Consider the following 17,984-nt stretch of genomic DNA (forward strand, 5'->3'; position numbering starts at 1 on the left):
GCCCGGTACGGGGCCTGGTGGCTTCGCACCACGGACAAGCCGCGCAGGCCGCCGCAGCCCGTGGAAACGCACAGAAATTAGGTGAACCTTAGTGATCGAGGCCACCGGCGAGGGCCCGGGGCGCGGCTTGTCGGGGCCAGAGGAATTACGCAACAATGGCGTTGTGAAAAACGTTGGCGAAGCTCCGCAGGAGGAACTCGCGACCGGCGAGCGCAGTACGCGCAACCGGGTCGCGCGCTCCATCCTGGACCACGGTCCGTCCACCGTGGCCGAGCTCGCAGGCCGCCTCGGCCTCACCCAGGCGGCGGTGCGCAGGCACCTCGACGCCCTGGTCGCCGACGACGTAGTGGCGCCCCGCGAACAGCGGGTCTACGGCGCGCGCACCCGGGGCCGCCCGGCCAAGGTGTTCGCCCTGACCGACTGCGGCCGGGACGCCTTCGACCAGTCCTACGACAAGCTCGCCGCCGAGGCGCTGCACTGGATCTCCCAGGCGGCCGGCGGCGGGGAACTCGGGGACGCCGCGGTCGCCGCCTTCGCGCGCGCCCGGCTCGCCGCGACCGCGGAGAAGTACCGCGAGCAGCTGGCCGCCGCGGCCCCCGAACAGCGCGCCGAGACCCTGGCCAGGGCACTCACGGCCGACGGGTACGCTGCTACGGCGCGTAGCGCACCGGTCGGCGAGCAGCTGTGTCAGCACCACTGCCCGGTCGCCCACGTGGCCGAGCAGTTCCCGCAGCTGTGCGAGGCGGAGACGGAGCTCTTCAGCCGACTGCTCGGCACCCATGTGCAGCGGCTGGCCACCATCGCCCACGGGGACGGGGTGTGCACCACCTTCATCCCCCGTATCGAGACCGCCGAGACCGTCTCGCCACAGCAAGAACCGAAGACCACCACAGCATCTGCAAGCACGGCCGGGAGGAACCCCGCATGACGCTCCCCATCGAGGAGACTGCTCACCCCGAGCTGGAGGGCCTGGGCAAGTACGAATACGGCTGGGCCGACTCCGACGCGGCCGGTGCCGCAGCCAAGCGCGGTCTGAACGAGGCCGTCGTCCGCGACATCTCGGCGAAGAAGAACGAGCCGGAGTGGATGACCAAGCTCCGCCTCAAGGGCCTGCGCCTGTTCGACAAGAAGCCCATGCCGAACTGGGGCTCGGACCTCTCCGGCATCGACTTCGACAACATCAAGTACTTCGTGCGGTCCACGGAGAAGCAGGCCACCTCCTGGGAGGACCTGCCCGAGGACATCAAGAACACGTACGACAAGCTCGGCATCCCCGAGGCGGAGAAGCAGCGCCTGGTCGCCGGTGTCGCTGCGCAGTACGAGTCGGAGGTCGTCTACCACCAGATCCGTGAGGACCTGGAGGAGCAGGGCGTCATCTTCGTCGACACCGACACCGCCCTGAAGGAGCACGAGGAGCTCTTCAAGGAGTACTTCGGCACCGTCATCCCCGTCGGCGACAACAAGTTCGCGTCGCTGAACACGGCCGTCTGGTCCGGCGGTTCCTTCATCTACGTGCCGAAGGGCGTGCACGTGGAGATCCCGCTCCAGGCCTACTTCCGTATCAACACGGAGAACATGGGCCAGTTCGAGCGGACGCTGATCATCGTCGACGAGGACGCCTACGTCCACTACGTCGAGGGCTGCACCGCGCCGATCTACCAGTCGGACTCGCTGCACTCCGCGGTGGTCGAGATCATCGTCAAGAAGGGCGCCCGCTGCCGCTACACGACCATCCAGAACTGGTCGAACAACGTCTACAACCTGGTCACCAAGCGCGCCGTGGCGTACGAGGGCGCGACCATGGAGTGGATCGACGGCAACATCGGCTCCAAGGTCACCATGAAGTACCCGGCCGTCTACCTGATGGGCGAGCACGCCAAGGGCGAGACCCTGTCCATCGCCTTCGCGGGCGAGGGGCAGCACCAGGACGCCGGCTCCAAGATGGTCCACATGGCGCCGAACACCTCGTCCAACATCGTCTCCAAGTCGGTGGCCCGCGCCGGCGGCCGCACCTCGTACCGCGGTCTGGTCGAGATCGGCGAGGGCGCCCCGGGCTCCAAGTCCAACGTGCTCTGTGACGCCCTGCTCGTCGACACCATCTCGCGCTCGGACACGTACCCGTACGTCGACGTCCGCGAGGACGACGTCTCCATGGGCCACGAGGCCACCGTGTCCAAGGTCTCCGAGGACCAGCTCTTCTACCTGATGAGCCGCGGCATGACCGAGTTCGAGGCCATGGCCATGATCGTGCGCGGCTTCGTCGAGCCGATCGCCAAGGAGCTGCCGATGGAGTACGCGCTGGAGCTCAACCGGCTGATCGAGCTGCAGATGGAGGGCGCGGTCGGCTGACGCCTTCCGTGGGGAGCCGGTCCCGCCCGGGTCGGCTCCCCGTGCCTGAAACCCGCAGCTACACGTCTTGACCCAAGAAAGTGAGCACCACGACAGCCATGGCTGAGGCTCAGAATCTCCCGGTGGGTTCCACCACCGCCGGCTCGGTCGCAGTGGCCGCCGAGTCCACCGTCGCCACGCGCATGAGCGCGCCCCCGTCGTTCGACGTGGCCGACTTCCCGGTCCCGCACGGCCGCGAGGAGGAGTGGCGGTTCACGCCGCTCGACCGGCTCAAGGGCCTGCACGACGGCACGGCGAAGGCCGACGGCGCGCTCAAGGCCGAGATCGACGCGCCCGACGGCGTCACCGTCGAGTCGGCCGGCCGGGACGACAAGCGCATCGGCAAGGCGGGCACGCCCGTCGACCGGATCGCCGCGCAGGCGTTCTCGTCCTTCGAGAAGGCCACCGTCGTCTCGGTCCCCAAGGAGCAGGTGCTCGACCAGCCCGTGCGCGTCACCCTGCACGGCGAGGGCGGCACCACCTTCGGGCACACCGTCTTCGACATCGGCGCCTTCGCCGAGGCTGTCATCGTCATCGACCACACCGGTGACGCCGTGCGCGCCGCCAACGTCGACTTCCTCGTCGGCGACGGCGCCAAGGTCACCGTGGTCTCCGTGCAGGACTGGGACGACACCGCCGTCCACGTCTCCCAGCACAACGCCCTGGTCGGCCGCGACGCCACCTTCAAGTCCGTCGTCGTGACCTTCGGCGGCGACGTCGTCCGCATCCACCCGCGCGTCAACTACGCGGGCCCCGGAGGCGAGGCCGAGCTGCTCGGCCTGTACTTCACCGACGCGGGCCAGCACCAGGAGCACCGCCTCCTGGTCGACCACAACGTCCCGCACTGCAAGTCCAACGTCGTGTACAAGGGCGCCCTCCAGGGCGACGACGCGCACGCCGTCTGGATCGGCGACGTCCTCATCGAGGCCGCCGCCGAGGGCACCGACACGTACGAGATGAACCGCAACCTGGTTCTGACCGACGGCGCCCGGGTCGACTCCGTGCCGAACCTGGAGATCGAGACCGGCGAGATCGTCGGCGCCGGCCACGCCTCCGCCACCGGCCGCTTCGACGACGAGCAGCTCTTCTACCTGATGGCCCGCGGCATCCCGCAGGTCGAGGCCCGCCGCCTCGTCGTGCGCGGCTTCTTCGCCGAGCTGGTCCAGCAGATCGGTGTCAAGGACATCGAGGAGCGCCTCATCGCGAAGATCGAGACGGAGCTGGAGGCCACCGTCTGATGGCCTTCGTACGCGTCTGTGGGCTGAGCGAGCTCGAAGAGGACACCCCGAAGCGGGTGGAACTCGACGGCACGCCGGTCTCCGTCGTCCAGACCGAGGGCGAGGTGTACGCGATCCACGACATCTGCTCGCACGCGAACGTCTCCCTCTCCGAGGGCGAGGTGGAGGACTGCCAGATCGAGTGCTGGCTGCACGGCTCCGCGTTCGACCTCCGCACCGGCAAGCCGTCCGGCCTTCCCGCGACGCGCCCCGTCCCCGTATACCCCGTAAAGATCGAAGGAGGCAACGTCCTTGTCGACGTACGCGCCTCCCTCACCCAGGAGTCCTGAGGCACCCATGGCAACTCTAGAAATCCGCGACCTGCACGTCACCGTCGAGGCCGACAACGCCACGAAGGAGATCCTCAAGGGTGTCGACCTGACCGTGAAGCAGGGCGAGACCCACGCCATCATGGGCCCGAACGGCTCCGGCAAGTCGACGCTCGCCTACTCCCTCGCGGGCCACCCGAAGTACACGATCACCTCCGGCTCCGTCACGCTCGACGGCGAGGACGTCCTGGAGATGGAGGTCGACGAACGCGCCCGCGCCGGTGTCTTCCTCGCGATGCAGTACCCGGTCGAGGTCCCGGGTGTCTCCGTCTCCAACTTCCTGCGCACGTCGGCCACCGCGATCCGCGGCGAGGCCCCCAAGCTGCGCACCTGGGTGAAGGAGGTCAAGGAGACCATGGAGCGCCTCAACATGGACCCCTCCTTCGCCGAGCGCAACGTCAACGAGGGCTTCTCCGGCGGTGAGAAGAAGCGCCACGAGATCCTCCAGCTCGAACTGCTCAAGCCGAAGATCGCGATCCTCGACGAGACCGACTCCGGCCTGGACGTCGACGCGCTGCGCATCGTCTCCGAGGGCATCAACCGCGTCCGCGAGCAGGGCGAGGTCGGCACCCTCCTGGTGACCCACTACACGCGCATCCTGCGCTACATCAAGCCCGACTACGTCCACGTGTTCGCGGGCGGCCGCATCGTCGAGTCCGGCGGCGCCGAGCTCGCCGACCAGCTGGAGAACGAGGGCTACGACAAGTACGTGAAGGGTGGCGCAACGGCGTGACACAGCAGCTGCCGGGCCTCCTCGACACGGAGACGCTCCGCAAGGACTTCCCGATCCTGGACCGTGTGCTCCACGACGGCAAAAAGCTCGTCTACCTGGACAACGCGGCGACCTCGCAGACGCCGCGCCAGGTCCTCGACGTGCTCACCGAGTACTACGAGCAGCACAACGCCAACGTCCACCGCGGCGTGCACGTCCTCGCCGAGGAGGCCACGGCGCTGTACGAAGGCGCGCGTGACAAGGTCGCCGAGTTCATCAACGCGCCTTCGCGCAACGAGGTGATCTTCACCAAGAACGCCTCGGAGTCGCTCAACCTCGTGGCGAACATGCTCGGCTGGGCCGACGAGCCCTACCGCGTGGACAGCGACACCGAGATCGTCATCACGGAGATGGAGCACCACTCCAACATCGTCCCGTGGCAGCTGCTCGGGCAGCGCACGGGCGCGAAGCTGAAGTGGTTCGGCCTCACCGACGACGGCCGTCTCGACCTGTCCAACATCGACGAGATCATCAACGAGAAGACGAAGATCGTCTCCTTCACGCTGGTCTCCAACATCATGGGCACCGTCAACCCGGTCGAGGCGATCGTGCGCCGCGCCCAGGAGGTCGGCGCGCTGGTCTGCATCGACGCCTCCCAGGCCGCGCCGCACATGCCGCTCGACGTGCAGGCGCTGCAGGCCGACTTCGTCGCCTTCACCGGCCACAAGATGTGCGGCCCGACCGGCATCGGTGTGCTGTGGGGCCGGCAGGAACTCCTGGAGGACCTGCCCCCGTTCCTCGGCGGCGGCGAGATGATCGAGACCGTCTCGATGCACTCCTCGACGTACGCTCCGGCGCCGCACAAGTTCGAGGCGGGCACCCCGCCGATCTCGCAGGCCATCGGCCTCGGGGCGGCGGTGGACTACCTCAACTCGATCGGCATGGACAAGATCGCGCAGCATGAGCACGCGATCACGGAGTACGCCGTGGGACGCCTCCAGGAAGTCCCGGACCTCCGCATCATCGGCCCCACCACGGCCGAGGACCGCGGCGCCGCGATCTCCTTCACGCTCGGCGACATCCACCCGCACGACGTGGGCCAGGTCCTCGACGAGCAGGGCATCGCGGTCCGCGTGGGCCACCACTGCGCGCGCCCGGTCTGCCTGCGGTACGGAATTCCTGCGACCACGCGGGCGTCGTTCTATCTGTACTCCACTCCGGCCGAGGTCGACGCCTTGGTCGAGGGCCTGGAGCACGTACGGAACTTCTTCGGCTGAGGCCACGGAAACGCCGAGGACACGGGAAACAGGGACGGACAGGGCTGACTGGTGAAGCTGGACTCCATGTACCAGGACGTGATCCTGGATCACTACAAGCACCCGCACGGACGCGGTCTGCGCGACGGCGACGCCGAGGTGCACCACGTCAACCCGACGTGCGGTGACGAGATCACGCTCCGGGTGAAGTACGAGGGCGAGCGCATCGCGGACGTCTCGTACGAGGGGCAGGGCTGCTCGATCAGCCAGGCCAGCGCGTCCGTGCTGAACGAACTGCTCGTCGGCAAGGAACTGGCCGAGGCGCAGCGGATCCAGGAAGTGTTCCTGGAGCTGATGCAGTCCAAGGGCAGGATCGAGCCGGACGACGCGATGGAGGAGACCCTGGAGGACGCGGTCGCGTTCGCCGGTGTCTCCAAGTACCCGGCACGGGTGAAGTGCGCGCTGCTGAGCTGGATGGCGTGGAAGGACGCGACCGCCCAGGCATTCGGCGAGGACGAGACCACAGCGAGGAAGACCGCATGAGTGACAACGAGACGGCCACGTTGAAGCCGGCCTCCGAGGAGGAGGTCCGCGAGGCGCTGATGGACGTCGTCGACCCCGAGCTGGGCATCGACGTCGTCAACCTGGGCCTGATCTACGGCATCCACATCGACGACGCGAACATCGCGACGATCGACATGACCCTGACGTCGGCGGCCTGCCCGCTGACCGACGTGATCGAGGACCAGGCGAAGTCGGCCACCGAGGGCCTGGTCAGCGAGCTGCGCATCAACTGGGTCTGGATGCCGCCGTGGGGCCCGGACAAGATCACGGACGACGGCCGCGAGCAGCTGCGCGCGCTCGGGTTCAACGTCTGAGATCCACCCCGTACGTATGCAGGGGCCCCCGGAACTTTCCAGTTCCGGGGGCCCCTGCGTGCGTGCTCAGCCCTGGTACGGGCCCGGTGCCGGGGCCGGCGTCAGCGGGACGCCCGCCGCCTCGGCCAGGGTGACGTCCAGGCTCTCCTTGCGGATGCGCTGGTCGACGTAGAGGAGGCCGACGGCGAGCTGCGGGAACAGGGCCGTGACCAGCTGGCCGACGAGGGCGCCGAGCAGGACGAAGACCATGAACACGCCCATGACGGCGAAGACTTCGGCCGGGTCGGGCTCCGGTCCTGCCGCGCTCAGGCCGGGCATCATCGAGAACGTGCCGATCATGTTGAACGGGATCTGGATCATGTATCCGGCGACGCCCGCCATCACGTACACGAGCAGCGAGATCCCGAAGATCCGCCACCAGGAGCCCTGCACGAGGCGGGCGGAGCGGCGCAGCGCGGTGACCGGGCCCGCGGTCTCGAAGACGGCCACGGCCGGGGCCAGGCTGAAGCGCACCCACAGCCAGGTGACCAGCGGCATCATGGCGAGCAGTCCGAGCAGCCACAGCGCGATGACCGGGCCGGGCGAGGAGCCGTCGTCGACCGAGGCGATCGTGACGGTCAGGGCGAGGCCGAAGAACAGCAGCAACGGCACGGCCGTGATCAGTGCGCGGAGCAGGCCGGTGCCGAGGACTGACCAGAACCGCGCCATGGTGCGGCGCCAGACCTCACCGAACCGCGAGGGCCGGCCGAGGACCGCGTCCTGCAGGGCCGCCGGGCAGACCGCGGAGACCATCGCGGACGCCACGACCATCGCGAGCAGCGCGAACACATACAGCGAGATGACGGCCACGATCAGCGGCAGCGTGTCGGACCAGGCCGGATCCTCGTAGGCCGGGGTGTCGACGACGGCTTCCAGATGGTCGCCGACGAACCCGTACGCGATGCCCGCCGCCAGGGCCAGGGCGAGGATGGCGCCGCCGTACGCGATCAGCGATATCCCGAACAGGGACTTCCAGCAGCGGCCGACCGTGGTGAAGGTGCCGCCGAGGACGTCGCCGAGCTGCAGCGGGCGCAGCGCGATCACGCCGGGCTTGGGCGCGGGCGGCGGGCCCCACGCGCCCCAGCCGGGGCCCGCGCCGGGACCGGGCGGGGGATACGGTCCCGGGCCTCCGTACTGCGGGTACTGCGAGTACTGCGGGTACTGCGAGTGCTGCGGGTACTGCGAGTGCTGCTGGTCCTGCGGGTGTTGCTGGTCCTGCGGGTGTTGCTGCGGGGTCTGCTGCCCGTGCGCCCCGTAAGGCGGCGGTGGTGGTGGTGCCTGCGGTGCCTGCGGCGGCTGCGGCTGCGGCGGCTGCCTGTCCTGCGGTGGCTGTTCCGTTCCGCCGGGGCCCGCCGCCTCTTCCGGCTGCTCGGCCCCGCCCCGCCCCTCGTCCATCGACATGCTTCTCGCTCCCATGTGTTCGTCCCCCTGGACCGGGACACGGTAGCCGGTCGGGGCCGGGCCGGGCAGGGCGGGCCAGGGCGACCTGTGTACGCACGTACACAACGTTGTGTACCCTCGTACACATGGGATACGGACTGCTGGCCGCGGCCATCGCGGCGGAGGTGGCCGGGACGACGGCCATGAAGTACAGCGAGGGCTTCACCAGGCTGTGGCCCTCGCTCGGCACGCTCGCCGGATATCTGCTCGCCTTCACCCTGCTCGCGCAGACGCTGAAGACCATGCAGGTCGGCACGGCGTACGCGATCTGGGCAGGGGTGGGCACCGCCGCCGTCGCCGTCATCGGCATGCTCTTCCTCGGCGAGTCCACCAGCCTCGCCAAGGTCGCCGGGATCGCACTCGTCATCGGCGGCGTCGTCCTGCTCAACCTCGGCGGGGCGCACTGATGGCCGCGCGCAGGTACGACCCCGAGCGGCGCCAGCGGATCATCGACGCCGCGATCCGGGTGGTCGGCGCCAAGGGCATCGCGGGCCTCAGCCACCGCACCGTCGCCGCCGAGGCCGACGTCCCGCTCGGCTCCACCACGTACCACTTCAAGACCCTCGATGATCTCCTGGTGGCCGCGCTGCGGCAGGCCAACGAGGGCTTCGCGAAGGTCGTACGGGAACACGGCGGCGCCCTCGCCGACCCGGGCGCCGACCTCGCGGCCGAGCTGGCCCGACTCACCGGCGCATGGCTCGACGGCGACCGTCCCGGCGCGGAGCTGGAGTACGAGCTCTACCTCGCGGCGCTGCGCAGGCCCGCGCTCCGGCCGGTCGCCGCCGAGTGGTGCGAGCAGGTCACCGAGCTGATCGCCCGCCGCACCGACCGGGTCACGGCCCGCGCGACCGTCGCCCTGATCGACGGGGTCTGCCTGCAGGTGCTGCTCACCGGCGGCGCGTACGACGAGGCGTATGCGCATGAAGTGCTGGCGCGGGTCATCGACGGGCCGCAGGCGGGTGAGCCGCGACCGGACGGTGAGACCGGTTCGCCTCGGCGGGGCCGCGCCGGTTAGGTTTCCTGTCATGACCGACACGACTTCCCGCACCACCGGCGCCGTCGCCGCCGGCCTCGCCACCATCACCGCCGACGGCACCGTTCTCGACACCTGGTTCCCCGCCCCCGAGCTCACCGTCGAGCCGGGCCCCGCGGGCACCGAGAAGCTGAGCGCCGACCGCGCCGTCGAACTCCTCGGCGGGGGCGCCGCCCAGGCCATCGGCGAGGACGCCCGCCGCGGCGTCGAGATCGTCGCAGTCCGTACGGTCATCGCCTCCCTGGACGACAAGCCGCTCGACGCGCACGACGCGTACCTGCGTCTGCACCTGCTCAGCCACCGCCTGGTGCAGCCGCACGGCCAGAACCTGGACGGCGTCTTCGGCCTGCTCTCCAACAACGCCTGGACCTCGCTCGGCCCGGTCGCCGTCGACGACCTGGAGAAGGTCCGCCTCAGCGCCCGCGCCGCGGGCCTGCACCTCTCGGTGACGTCGGTCGACAAGTTCCCGCGCATGACGGACTACGTCGCGCCGCGGGGCGTGCGCATCGCCGACGCCGACCGGGTCCGCCTCGGCGCGCACCTCGCCGAGGGCACCACCGTCATGCACGAGGGCTTCGTCAACTTCAACGCCGGCACGCTCGGCACGTCGATGGTCGAGGGCCGCATCTCCGCGGGCGTCGTCATCGGCGACGGCTCGGACATCGGCGGCGGCGCGTCCACCATGGGCACGCTCTCCGGCGGCGGCAAGGAGCGCATCTCCATCGGCAAGCGCTGCCTGATCGGCGCCGAGGCGGGCATCGGCATCGCGCTCGGCGACGAGTGCGTGGTCGAGGCCGGGCTCTACGTCACGGCCGGTACGCGGGTCACGATGCCCGACGGTCAGATCGTCAAGGCCCGCGAGCTGTCCGGCGCCTCGAACATCCTGTTCCGCCGCAACTCCACGACCGGTGCGGTCGAGGCTCGGCCGAACAATGCGGTGTGGGGCGGGCTGAACGAGGTTCTGCACTCCAACTGAGGTTGTTCCGGGGCGACTTGCGGGTTCCGTTGACTCGGTTGCCGTAAGTCGCCCTTCGGGCTCGTCCTCAATCGCCGGACGGGCTTTTTTATCGACCTGCGGCCTCGTCCTCAAACGCCGGACGGGCTGAATTTGTGGCCTCGTACGCCGTCACCAGCCGAGCCGTCCGCCTCTCGTCCGCCGCCCGCAGCGGCGCTCGTACCGGACCTGCGGGCAACCCCAGCGCGCCGAGCAGGGCCTTCGCCGTGACCGTGCCGGGCAGGCCGTCCGCCATCATCAGCTCGATCAGCGGCAGCGCAAGCCGCTGCAGCAGCGTGGCGCCCGCCGTGTCACCCGCGTCGAACGCGTCCAGGATCGCGCGCAGCTCCGCGGGTACGACGTTCGCCACCGTGCTGATGTACCCGGCGCCGCCGACTGCGTACAGCGGCAGGATGAACTCCTCGCAGCCCGTGTAGTACGCCAACTCCGTGCGTGCCAGGACCTTCTGCGTGCCGAGCAGGTCGTACGCGCAGTCCTTCACGCCGACGATCCGCGGGTGCTCGGCCAGGCGCAGCACTGTCTCCGGCTCGATGCGGGTGCCGGTGCGATGCGGGATGTCGTAGAGCAGCACCGGGAGGCCCGTGGTGTCCGCGACCGTACGGAAGTGCTCCTCGATCGCGTCCTGCGGGGGCTTGCTGTAGTACGGCGTGAGCAGCAACAGGCCGTCCGCGCCCGCCTGTTCGGCCTGCCGGGCCAGCTCCCTGGCGTGTGCGGTGTCCGCGCTGCCGACTCCGGCCACCACCGAGGCCCGGTCGCCGACGGCCTCCCGGACCGCGCGGATCAGGTCGGCCTTCTCGGCGTCGCTGGTCGTCGGGGACTCGCCGGTGGTGCCGGACAGGACGAGGCCCTCGCAGCCCTTGTCGACGAGCCGCACGGCCAGCCGCCCCGCGCCGTCCGGGTCGAGGGCGCCGGAAGCGTCGAAGGGCGTGATCATCGCGCAGAGGGCGCGGCCGAGGGGCGAGGCTGAGGTCATGCGTGCAGTCTCGGTACGCGGTGGCACGGATTCCACTTAATTCTGCTTCAGGGTACGGGTAAGCGGCGCTACACCCAGGGTGACGGGGTGTGAACGTCCGCTCGCCCGAGGGGCGTTGCGGGCGTGCTCCGGCGGCGGGGGCGTGCCGGGAAGCGGCGCCGGCTGGTCCGAAGGGGGCGGTCGAACGCGCTTGACCTCAACCGGAGTTCACGTTCGAGCATGGTGATCACGGCGCCGCCCGGGGCCGTGCCCGTATCGACAGGGAGGTCACCATGTCCGTGCAGCGCAGCGTCCTGCCCGACCCGCGCAGGGGCGGGGTCGGCATCGTTCTCTCCAGCACCTGGGCCGTCGGCACGCCCGAGCGGCAGAAGGCGGCCGTCGAGGCGATCACCGAGGCCTGGGAGAGCCGGGAGTGGCCGCACGAGGGGCTGCTCTCGTACAGCGTCTGCACCGGAACCGACGGCTCCACGCTGCTGCACCACTCGCAGTGGCGCGACCTCGATGCCTACGAGGAGTTCTCCGCCGCCGCGCGCAACGGGCGGGACGCGCGGAACGCCGACATCGACGCCGCCGTCCCCGGCATCGAGCGGCTCGGGCTCACCAAGTACGAGCTGTACCGCCGGCGTTCGCTGAACGACCGGGCCGACCACGCGCGCGTGCCCGGCTGCATCGTCATCGTCGACGTGCCGTTCGTCGGGCCCGATCCGCAGCGGCAGCGCGAGTGGGTCGACCTCGTCTTCGAGGCGCTCGACGGCGACGAACCGCACCCGGGAGGCATCTCCGGGTCCTTCCACACCAGCCTCGACGGCACCCGGGTCATGAACTACGCGGAGTGGGAGAGCGAGCAGGCGCACATCGAGGCGCTCGCCGCGCCCGGCGACGGCGTCGGCTCGGCCACCGAGGCCTGGCACCGGGTGCAGCACCACCCGGGCCTCGCGGAGGGCGGCGGCGTCAAGCGGTACCTGCCGGCCGTGAGCCTCAGCAGCGGGTGACAGGGGCGTGTGTGCGGGACGGGTGCGCCGGTCCGGCCCGGCGCACCCCGCCTCACTCCCGCCTCACTCCCGCCTCACTCCGCCCACGCCCGCGTCACCTCGCCTCACGGCCGGAACCGCAGGACCTGCGGGTCGTGGTCGCTGTTCTGCCGGGCGAACTCCGCGTTGATGTGCACACTGTCGTACGCGAACCGCCCGACCCCCGGGCTCGTCAGGATCTGGTCGAGGACCTGCGAATTGCCCTGGTAGACGTACGAGTAACGCTCCGCGCGCGGAAGGGACTTGACGGCCGCCGTCAGCGCGCCGCCGTCCGTGAGGATCCGCGTCGTGGCCGAGAATTCAAAGTCGTTGATGTCGCCGAGGACCACCACGTCCGCGTCCTTCTGCGCCTTCAGGACCTTCTTCACGAACGCGTTGACCGACGCCGCCTGCAGATGGCGCTGCTCCTCCGAGGAACGGGCCGGCGGCTGGTGGTGCGAGACCAGCGACTCGTCGCCGCCCTTCGAGCCGAAGTGGTTGGCGATCACGAAGACCGTACGGCCGCGGAAGACGAACTCGCCGGCCAGCGGCTTGCGGCTGTCCTCCCAGGCCTCGTCCGTGGGGTCGATCCGGCCGGGAGAGAGCGTCAGGGCCGCCTTGCCGCGGCTGCGCACCACGTCCGTCGGGGTCGTCGCGTCGCCGCCCGGGCGGTCCTTGAACGCGACCCGCTCCGGGTTGAAGAGGAACACCTGCCGGATGTTGCCGCCCGGCTCGCCGCCGTCCTTCTTGTCCTCCGGGTCGATCGAGCGCCACTCGTACGCCGGGCCGCCCGCCTGCGCGATCGCCGCCGTGAACTTCTTCAGCGTCGCCTCGGCCGACACCGTGCCGTCGTCCGTCGCGCCGTTGTCGTCCTGGATCTCCTCCAGGGCGAGGACGTCCGGGCTCGCGAGGTTGTCGACGACGGCCTGCCCGAGCGCGTCGAACTTCTCCTGCGGGTCCTTCGGATCCAGGTTCTCCACGTTGTACGTCGCGACCGCCAGCTCGTCCGCGGCCTGCCTGCGGGTCCGCTCGCGCGCGAGGCCCTTGCCGGTGACCTCGCCGAGCGTGCGGGCCGCCAGTGTGTAGCCGCCGAACCGGTTGAAGTCCAGGGGCCCTTCGGTCGTACCGGAAAGCACATCCCCGACATCCGCCTTGGGGAAAGGTTTCTCCGCGACCGGGGTCAGCGACTGGATCTGCAGCCGCCCGCCGTTCTGCGCCTCGTACGAGCCGTAGAGCGTGCCGCCGCGCTCGCTGGGGTGCTCGTCCGGCTTCACGGTGATCCACAGCTCGTGGTACGGGTCGGTCGCGCCGACGACCCGCGAGGAGCCGACCGAGACGTTCATGCCCTCCAGGGACTCGTAGAAGTCCAGGGCGTACGCCTCCGGTCGGAGCGGGAGCCCGTTGATACTGCCGCCGTCCGCCGGATCGCCCTTCGGCGTGTACGCCGACGGCACGGCCTCCGCGTCGATCCGCCGCGGCTTCGGCACCGCGCCGCCCGAGGACGCAACTGTCACCGCCGGCTCGGTGATCTGTGTGACCGACTGGTTGCCGGAGTCGGCGCCGCCCGGCACGTACTCGGTGACGGTGCCCGACACCCGTACGACATCGCCCGGCTTCACCGTCGGCGCCGCCGAGCCCGTGTGGACGAAGACGCCCTCGCTCGTCGCCGGGTCGTCGTCGGGCGCCGTGTCCTGGAGCCAGAAGCCGCGCGCGCCGTACGACCGCACGCCCGTCACCGTGCCCGGCACGTCCTTCACCTGCTCGCCGGCCAGCGGGGAGAGCCGGGTGCCGCCCTGGATGTCGTGCACGCGGATCTCGGCCGCCGAGGCGGAGGAGGTGGCCGAGACGGTGATCAGGCCGGCCGCGAGCGCGGTGGCGAGCACAGCGGCGACGGCGGTGGATCTGCGGGGCGAGCGGGCTATGCGGGGTGACATCGTCTGACTCCAGGAGGGTGTGGGGTGGAGTTGCACAGGCTCTACGCGCGTCAATCTCTTGTGTGGCCAAGGGAGTTGTCAAGGCTTCACCGGTGCACGCCCGTCGAAGGGGAGCCGAAGCTGCCATGAACCGGGTTGCGCGGGGCGAAATCCGTCTACGCTGGGGGCCGCCGATCCTGACCGTCCGAGGAGAACCACCCCATGTCCGCAGAACGCCCCACCCTGCCGCCGGTGCGGCTGAACTCCGAGGCGGAACTGGCGCGCGACGCGCTCGCCGTACCGCTGCTCGCCCGCGCCGTGCGGCTCGCCCGCTGGGCTGGGGAGGACACCCGGGTCGGGGCGGCCGGTGAACTCGTCGACGAACAGTTGCCCGCGGCCGCCGCCCACCTCGGGTACCCGGCGGACGACGAGGACGGCCCCGGATACGCGGGCGAGGCCTGGCGCGTGGCCGTCGACACCGGGCTCGTGGAGATCGTGGAGGGGGACACGGAGGGCGACACGGAGGACGAGGCGGCCGAGGCGGCCGAGGCGGCCGAGGCCACCGTCACCCAGGGCGAGGAGCTGGCCCTGCTCACCTCCGGCTCCCCGCAGGACATCCTCGGCATCTGGCTCACCGCCCTCGACACCGTCCTCGCCGACGCCGTCGTGCCCGACCTGGACGACCTGGTCGACGCCCTGGAGGAGGGCGGCGAGATCGACCTCGACAGCCTGGGCTGGGACCCGGAGGCCGAGGCCGAGTTCCTGGAGGGCGTCCTCGGCAACCTCTACCTCCTCACCGTCACCGAGGAGGTCCCCGCCGACGCCCCCGTGCCGCTGCCCGCGCTCGCCGCGTCCATGATCGTGCCGGACGACATGGGCGAGCCCACGGACGACGTCCTGGAGCAGGTCTCCGACGCGATGATGCGGCTCGACGACCAGTTCCGGCTGCTCGAACCGGTCGGGCTCGTCGAGTTCACCCCGGTCGACGAGGCGCTGATGGCCGAGGCCGGCGAGGAGCCCGCGGAACTCGCCCCGGACGAGGAGGACATCAGCCGCTACGGCATGGTCCGCCTCACCCCGCTCGGCCTGTACGGCGTCCGCTCCCGCATGCTGGACGCCGGGATCGACGCCCCGGCGGTCGGCGACCTCGCGGACAAGGGCGCCGACGTGCTGCTCGCCGCGACCGCCGACTTCCCGGAGCCCGCCGCCCGCGCCGAGACGGAGCTGTGGCTGGCCCGCAACCAGCCCCTGCCCGCAGCACGGGAGCTGCTGGCCGCGGCCCGCGGCGGCGACGAGGACGCGCCGCTGCGCCGGCTGCGCTGCCAGCAGGCCCTGTCCCTGGTCGGCGGCGCGGCCGAGCCGGCGCTCCGCGAGGTCCTGGACGACCCGGAGCTGGGCGGCCTCGCCCGCGTCTGGCTCGCCGAGCACGGTGCGGCCGACGTACCGCCGCCCTCGGAGGCGATGGTGTACTGGCTGACCATCGACACGGTCGCCGCACAGCTCGCCGCCGAGGGCAACTCCGAGGAACTCCAGGGCCTGGTCGAGGGGTTGGCGCAGCAGCACGGCGGGTTCTTCGACACGGCCTGGCGCGTCGACCACCCCGCCACGGCGGACGTCCTGGAGGCGATGGGTCGCCTGCACCCCGACAAGAAGGTGGCCAAGGAGGCCCGCAAGGCGGCGTTCAAGGCGCGGTCCCACCGCTGACGCGCAGGTGGAAACAGGGGCGGGGCGGTACGTCGGCTCCGCCCCTGAGCGCTGCTCAAGTCCGCAGATGCGACGCCCCGTTGAGGTCGAGCACGGTCCCTGACGCCCACTCCGCCTCGGGGGAGGCCAGCCACCGGACCGCGCCCGCGATCTCCTCCGCGCCCGCCACCCGCCCGAACGGCGACTGCGCGCGGATCGCCGCCCCCTCCTCGCCCTCAAGCCGCGCCGCCACCCGCTCCGTCTCGAAAAACCCCGGCGCCACCGACGCCACCCCGACCCCGTACGGCCCGAGCGACACCGCCAGCGACTGCCCGAGCGCGTGCACCGCCGCCTTCGTCGCCCCGTACGCCGGATGATCGGGCTCGCCGCGAAAGGCGCCCCGCGAGCCGATGTTGACGATCCGCCCGCCCGTGCCCTGCCCGATCATCCGGCGCCCGGCGAGATGGCTGAGGTTGGCGGTGGCGAGCAGGTTCACGGCGACGTGCTGCTGCCACTGCGCGGCCCACTCCCCGTACGACGTCTCCGGCAGCGGATGGCGGACGTTGACGGCCGCGTTGTTCACGAGCACGTCGACCCCGCCGAGCCCCTCGAACGCCGCCTCGGCGACCCGCTCCGCACCCGCCGGGTCGGAGATGTCGCCGCCGACGAGGACGTGACCGGTGCCGTCGAGGGACGCGAGGGTCGCGTCGGCCTGCGTACGGCGGGAGTGGTAGTGCACGGCGACGCGGTCCCCGTTCGCGGCGAAGGCGCGGGCGACCGCGGGTTGTGCGGGGCTACAGCGCCTGCGCCGCCGGCTTCACCATGCCGCGGACCGTGCGGGACTTGACGAAGTCGCCCATGGCTGTCATTTCCCACTCGCCGGAGAACTGGCGGATCAGCTTGGCCATCATCACGCCCGTCTGCGGCTCGGCGCCGGTGAGGTCGAAGCGGACCAGCTCCTCGTCCGTGGCGGCGTCGATCAGGCGGCAGTAGGCCTTCGCGACGTCGTTGAACTTCTGGCCCGAGAACGAGTTGACCGTGAAGACCAGGCCGGAGACCTCCTGCGGCAGCCGGCCGAGGTCGACCACGATGACCTCGTCGTCCCCGCCGCCCTCGCCCGTGAGGTTGTCGCCGGAGTGCTTGACGGCGCCGCCCAGGATGGCGAGCTTGCCGAAGTAGCAGCTGTCGACGTGGTTGCGGCTCGGGCCGTACGCGATGACCGAGGCGTCCAGGTCGATGTCCTTGCCGCGGAACGCCGGCTCCCAGCCGAGGCCCATCTTGACCTGGGACAGCAGTGGCTTGCCGCCCTTGACCAGGGACACCGTCTGGTTCTTCTGCAGGCTGACGCGGCCCTTGTCCAGGTTGACCTTGCCGGTGCCGGTGCCGGGCGCGGCCGGGGCTGCGGGCGCGGCCGGGGCTGCGGCAGCGGGCGGCGGTGTCTGCGCCACGGCGCGCGCGGGCGCCGGCGGGGCGGGGGCGGCCGGTGCGGGCGGCGGGGTCTGGACGGGCGCGGCGACCGGAGCGGCCGGGGCGGCGGGCTCCTCCTCGACGGAGACGCCGAAGTCGGTGGCGATGCCGGCCAGCCCGTTCGCGTACCCCTGGCCGACCGCGCGGGCCTTCCACGCGCCGTTGCGGAGGTAGATCTCCACGACGACGAGCGCGGTCTCGGCGCCCAGCTGCGGCGGGGTGAAGGTGGCGAGGGTGGCGCCGTCCGCGTCCTTGATGGTGGCCGTGGGCTCGATGCCCTGGAAGGTCTGGCCCGCGGCGTCCGGGCTGGCGGTGACCACGATCTTCTCGATGCCCGACGGCACGGCGGCCGTGTCCACGGTGATCGCGTCGGGCGCGGTGCCGCCGCCCGACCGGTACGTGACACCGGGGCCCGTGGGCTGGTTGTAGAAGATGAAGTCGTCGTCGGAGCGCACCTTGCCGTCGGCGGTGAGCAGCAGGCCCGATACGTCGAGCCGCACCGGGGCGGCGACGTCCACCGTCACGCGCGCGGTGGAGAGAGGGATGTTCGAGCCGGGGGTCATAGCTGTCA

General features: G+C 70.9%; 17 protein-coding genes and 1 pseudogene. 13 read left to right on the plus strand and 5 right to left on the minus strand.

Features of this window, described 5'->3' with window-relative positions; all coding sequences use genetic code 11:
• Window positions 1–163: 163 nt before the first annotated feature.
• From QIS99_RS14490 to QIS99_RS14525, 8 genes are all read left to right on the plus strand, one after another.
• Window positions 164–928 (plus strand): helix-turn-helix transcriptional regulator, encoded by a 765-nt coding sequence (locus QIS99_RS14490; protein WP_282513698.1) that lies wholly within the window; start codon window positions 164–166, stop codon window positions 926–928.
• On the plus strand, window positions 925–2,349 hold the full coding sequence (gene sufB / locus QIS99_RS14495) for a Fe-S cluster assembly protein SufB (RefSeq protein ID WP_282513699.1): 1,425 nt from the start codon (window positions 925–927) through the stop codon (window positions 2,347–2,349). The genes QIS99_RS14490 and sufB overlap by 4 nt, the downstream gene beginning before the upstream one ends.
• Window positions 2,350–2,447: 98 nt before the next feature.
• Window positions 2,448–3,626, plus strand: a complete 1,179-nt coding sequence (sufD, locus tag QIS99_RS14500; protein ID WP_282513700.1) for a Fe-S cluster assembly protein SufD — start codon at window positions 2,448–2,450, stop codon at window positions 3,624–3,626.
• Complete coding sequence (locus QIS99_RS14505) at window positions 3,626–3,955, plus strand: bifunctional 3-phenylpropionate/cinnamic acid dioxygenase ferredoxin subunit (RefSeq protein ID WP_282513701.1); 330 nt, start codon at window positions 3,626–3,628, stop codon at window positions 3,953–3,955. Before sufD ends, QIS99_RS14505 begins: the two co-directional genes overlap by 1 nt.
• Window positions 3,956–3,962: 7 nt before the next feature.
• A complete protein-coding gene (gene sufC, locus QIS99_RS14510; RefSeq protein WP_282513702.1) occupies window positions 3,963–4,727 on the plus strand; it encodes a Fe-S cluster assembly ATPase SufC in 765 nt (254 codons plus the stop codon).
• Window positions 4,724–5,983: a cysteine desulfurase gene (locus QIS99_RS14515; RefSeq protein ID WP_282513703.1), complete on the plus strand. Its 1,260-nt coding sequence runs from the start codon at window positions 4,724–4,726 to the stop codon at window positions 5,981–5,983. Before sufC ends, QIS99_RS14515 begins: the two co-directional genes overlap by 4 nt.
• Window positions 5,984–6,034: 51 nt before the next feature.
• Window positions 6,035–6,505: a Fe-S cluster assembly sulfur transfer protein SufU gene (gene sufU, locus QIS99_RS14520; protein ID WP_282513704.1), complete on the plus strand. Its 471-nt coding sequence runs from the start codon at window positions 6,035–6,037 to the stop codon at window positions 6,503–6,505.
• A complete protein-coding gene (locus QIS99_RS14525; RefSeq protein WP_282513705.1) occupies window positions 6,502–6,840 on the plus strand; it encodes a metal-sulfur cluster assembly factor in 339 nt (112 codons plus the stop codon). Before sufU ends, QIS99_RS14525 begins: the two co-directional genes overlap by 4 nt.
• 66 nt (window positions 6,841–6,906) lie before the next feature.
• Here the strand turns inward: QIS99_RS14525 and QIS99_RS14530 are convergent, their stop codons facing one another.
• Window positions 6,907–8,295 (minus strand): DUF7847 domain-containing protein, encoded by a 1,389-nt coding sequence (locus QIS99_RS14530; RefSeq protein ID WP_282513706.1) that lies wholly within the window; start codon window positions 8,293–8,295, stop codon window positions 6,907–6,909.
• 110 nt (window positions 8,296–8,405) lie between these two features.
• Here QIS99_RS14530 and QIS99_RS14535 point away from each other — a divergent pair, with 110 nt between their 5' ends.
• Genes QIS99_RS14535 through dapD form a run of 3 tightly spaced genes read left to right on the plus strand, consistent with a single transcriptional unit; the run spans window position 8,406 to window position 10,328 of the window.
• Window positions 8,406–8,726 (plus strand): DMT family transporter, encoded by a 321-nt coding sequence (locus tag QIS99_RS14535; protein ID WP_282513707.1) that lies wholly within the window; start codon window positions 8,406–8,408, stop codon window positions 8,724–8,726.
• Window positions 8,726–9,334 (plus strand): TetR/AcrR family transcriptional regulator, encoded by a 609-nt coding sequence (locus QIS99_RS14540; RefSeq protein WP_282513709.1) that lies wholly within the window; start codon window positions 8,726–8,728, stop codon window positions 9,332–9,334. Before QIS99_RS14535 ends, QIS99_RS14540 begins: the two co-directional genes overlap by 1 nt.
• Before the next feature lie 10 nt (window positions 9,335–9,344).
• Window positions 9,345–10,328 carry a 2,3,4,5-tetrahydropyridine-2,6-dicarboxylate N-succinyltransferase gene (gene dapD, locus QIS99_RS14545; protein WP_282513710.1) on the plus strand — a complete coding sequence of 328 codons (984 nt, stop codon included), beginning with the start codon at window positions 9,345–9,347 and terminating at the stop codon, window positions 10,326–10,328.
• 88 nt (window positions 10,329–10,416) lie between these two features.
• Here the strand turns inward: dapD and dapA are convergent, their stop codons facing one another.
• Entirely contained in the window at window positions 10,417–11,340 is a 924-nt protein-coding gene (gene dapA / locus QIS99_RS14550) for a 4-hydroxy-tetrahydrodipicolinate synthase (RefSeq protein ID WP_282513711.1), read from the minus strand.
• A 272-nt stretch (window positions 11,341–11,612) separates the two neighbouring features.
• On the opposite strand from dapA, the gene QIS99_RS14555 reads away from it, so the two are divergent.
• The gene (locus tag QIS99_RS14555) at window positions 11,613–12,332 is read left to right on the plus strand and encodes an antibiotic biosynthesis monooxygenase family protein (RefSeq protein ID WP_282513712.1); all 720 of its coding nucleotides are present in this window, start codon (window positions 11,613–11,615) and stop codon (window positions 12,330–12,332) included.
• A gap of 104 nt (window positions 12,333–12,436) precedes the next feature.
• Here QIS99_RS14555 and QIS99_RS14560 read toward each other — a convergent pair whose 3' ends face one another.
• On the minus strand, window positions 12,437–14,284 hold the full coding sequence (locus QIS99_RS14560; protein WP_282513713.1) for an endonuclease/exonuclease/phosphatase family protein: 1,848 nt from the start codon (window positions 14,282–14,284) through the stop codon (window positions 12,437–12,439).
• 201 nt (window positions 14,285–14,485) lie between these two features.
• Here QIS99_RS14560 and QIS99_RS14565 point away from each other — a divergent pair, with 201 nt between their 5' ends.
• A complete protein-coding gene (locus QIS99_RS14565; protein ID WP_282513714.1) occupies window positions 14,486–15,967 on the plus strand; it encodes a hypothetical protein in 1,482 nt (493 codons plus the stop codon).
• A 55-nt stretch (window positions 15,968–16,022) separates the two neighbouring features.
• Here the strand turns inward: QIS99_RS14565 and QIS99_RS14570 are convergent.
• Both QIS99_RS14570 and QIS99_RS14575 read right to left on the minus strand, forming a co-directional pair.
• Window positions 16,023–16,727, minus strand: a pseudogene (locus QIS99_RS14570) (SDR family NAD(P)-dependent oxidoreductase); the annotation flags it as partial.
• 13 nt (window positions 16,728–16,740) lie between these two features.
• A complete protein-coding gene (locus tag QIS99_RS14575; RefSeq protein WP_282513819.1) occupies window positions 16,741–17,976 on the minus strand; it encodes a TerD family protein in 1,236 nt (411 codons plus the stop codon).
• Window positions 17,977–17,984: the final 8 nt, after the last annotated feature.

This window comes from Streptomyces solicavernae (assembly GCF_029968095.1).
Lineage (GTDB): Bacteria > Actinomycetota > Actinomycetes > Streptomycetales > Streptomycetaceae > Streptomyces > Streptomyces solicavernae.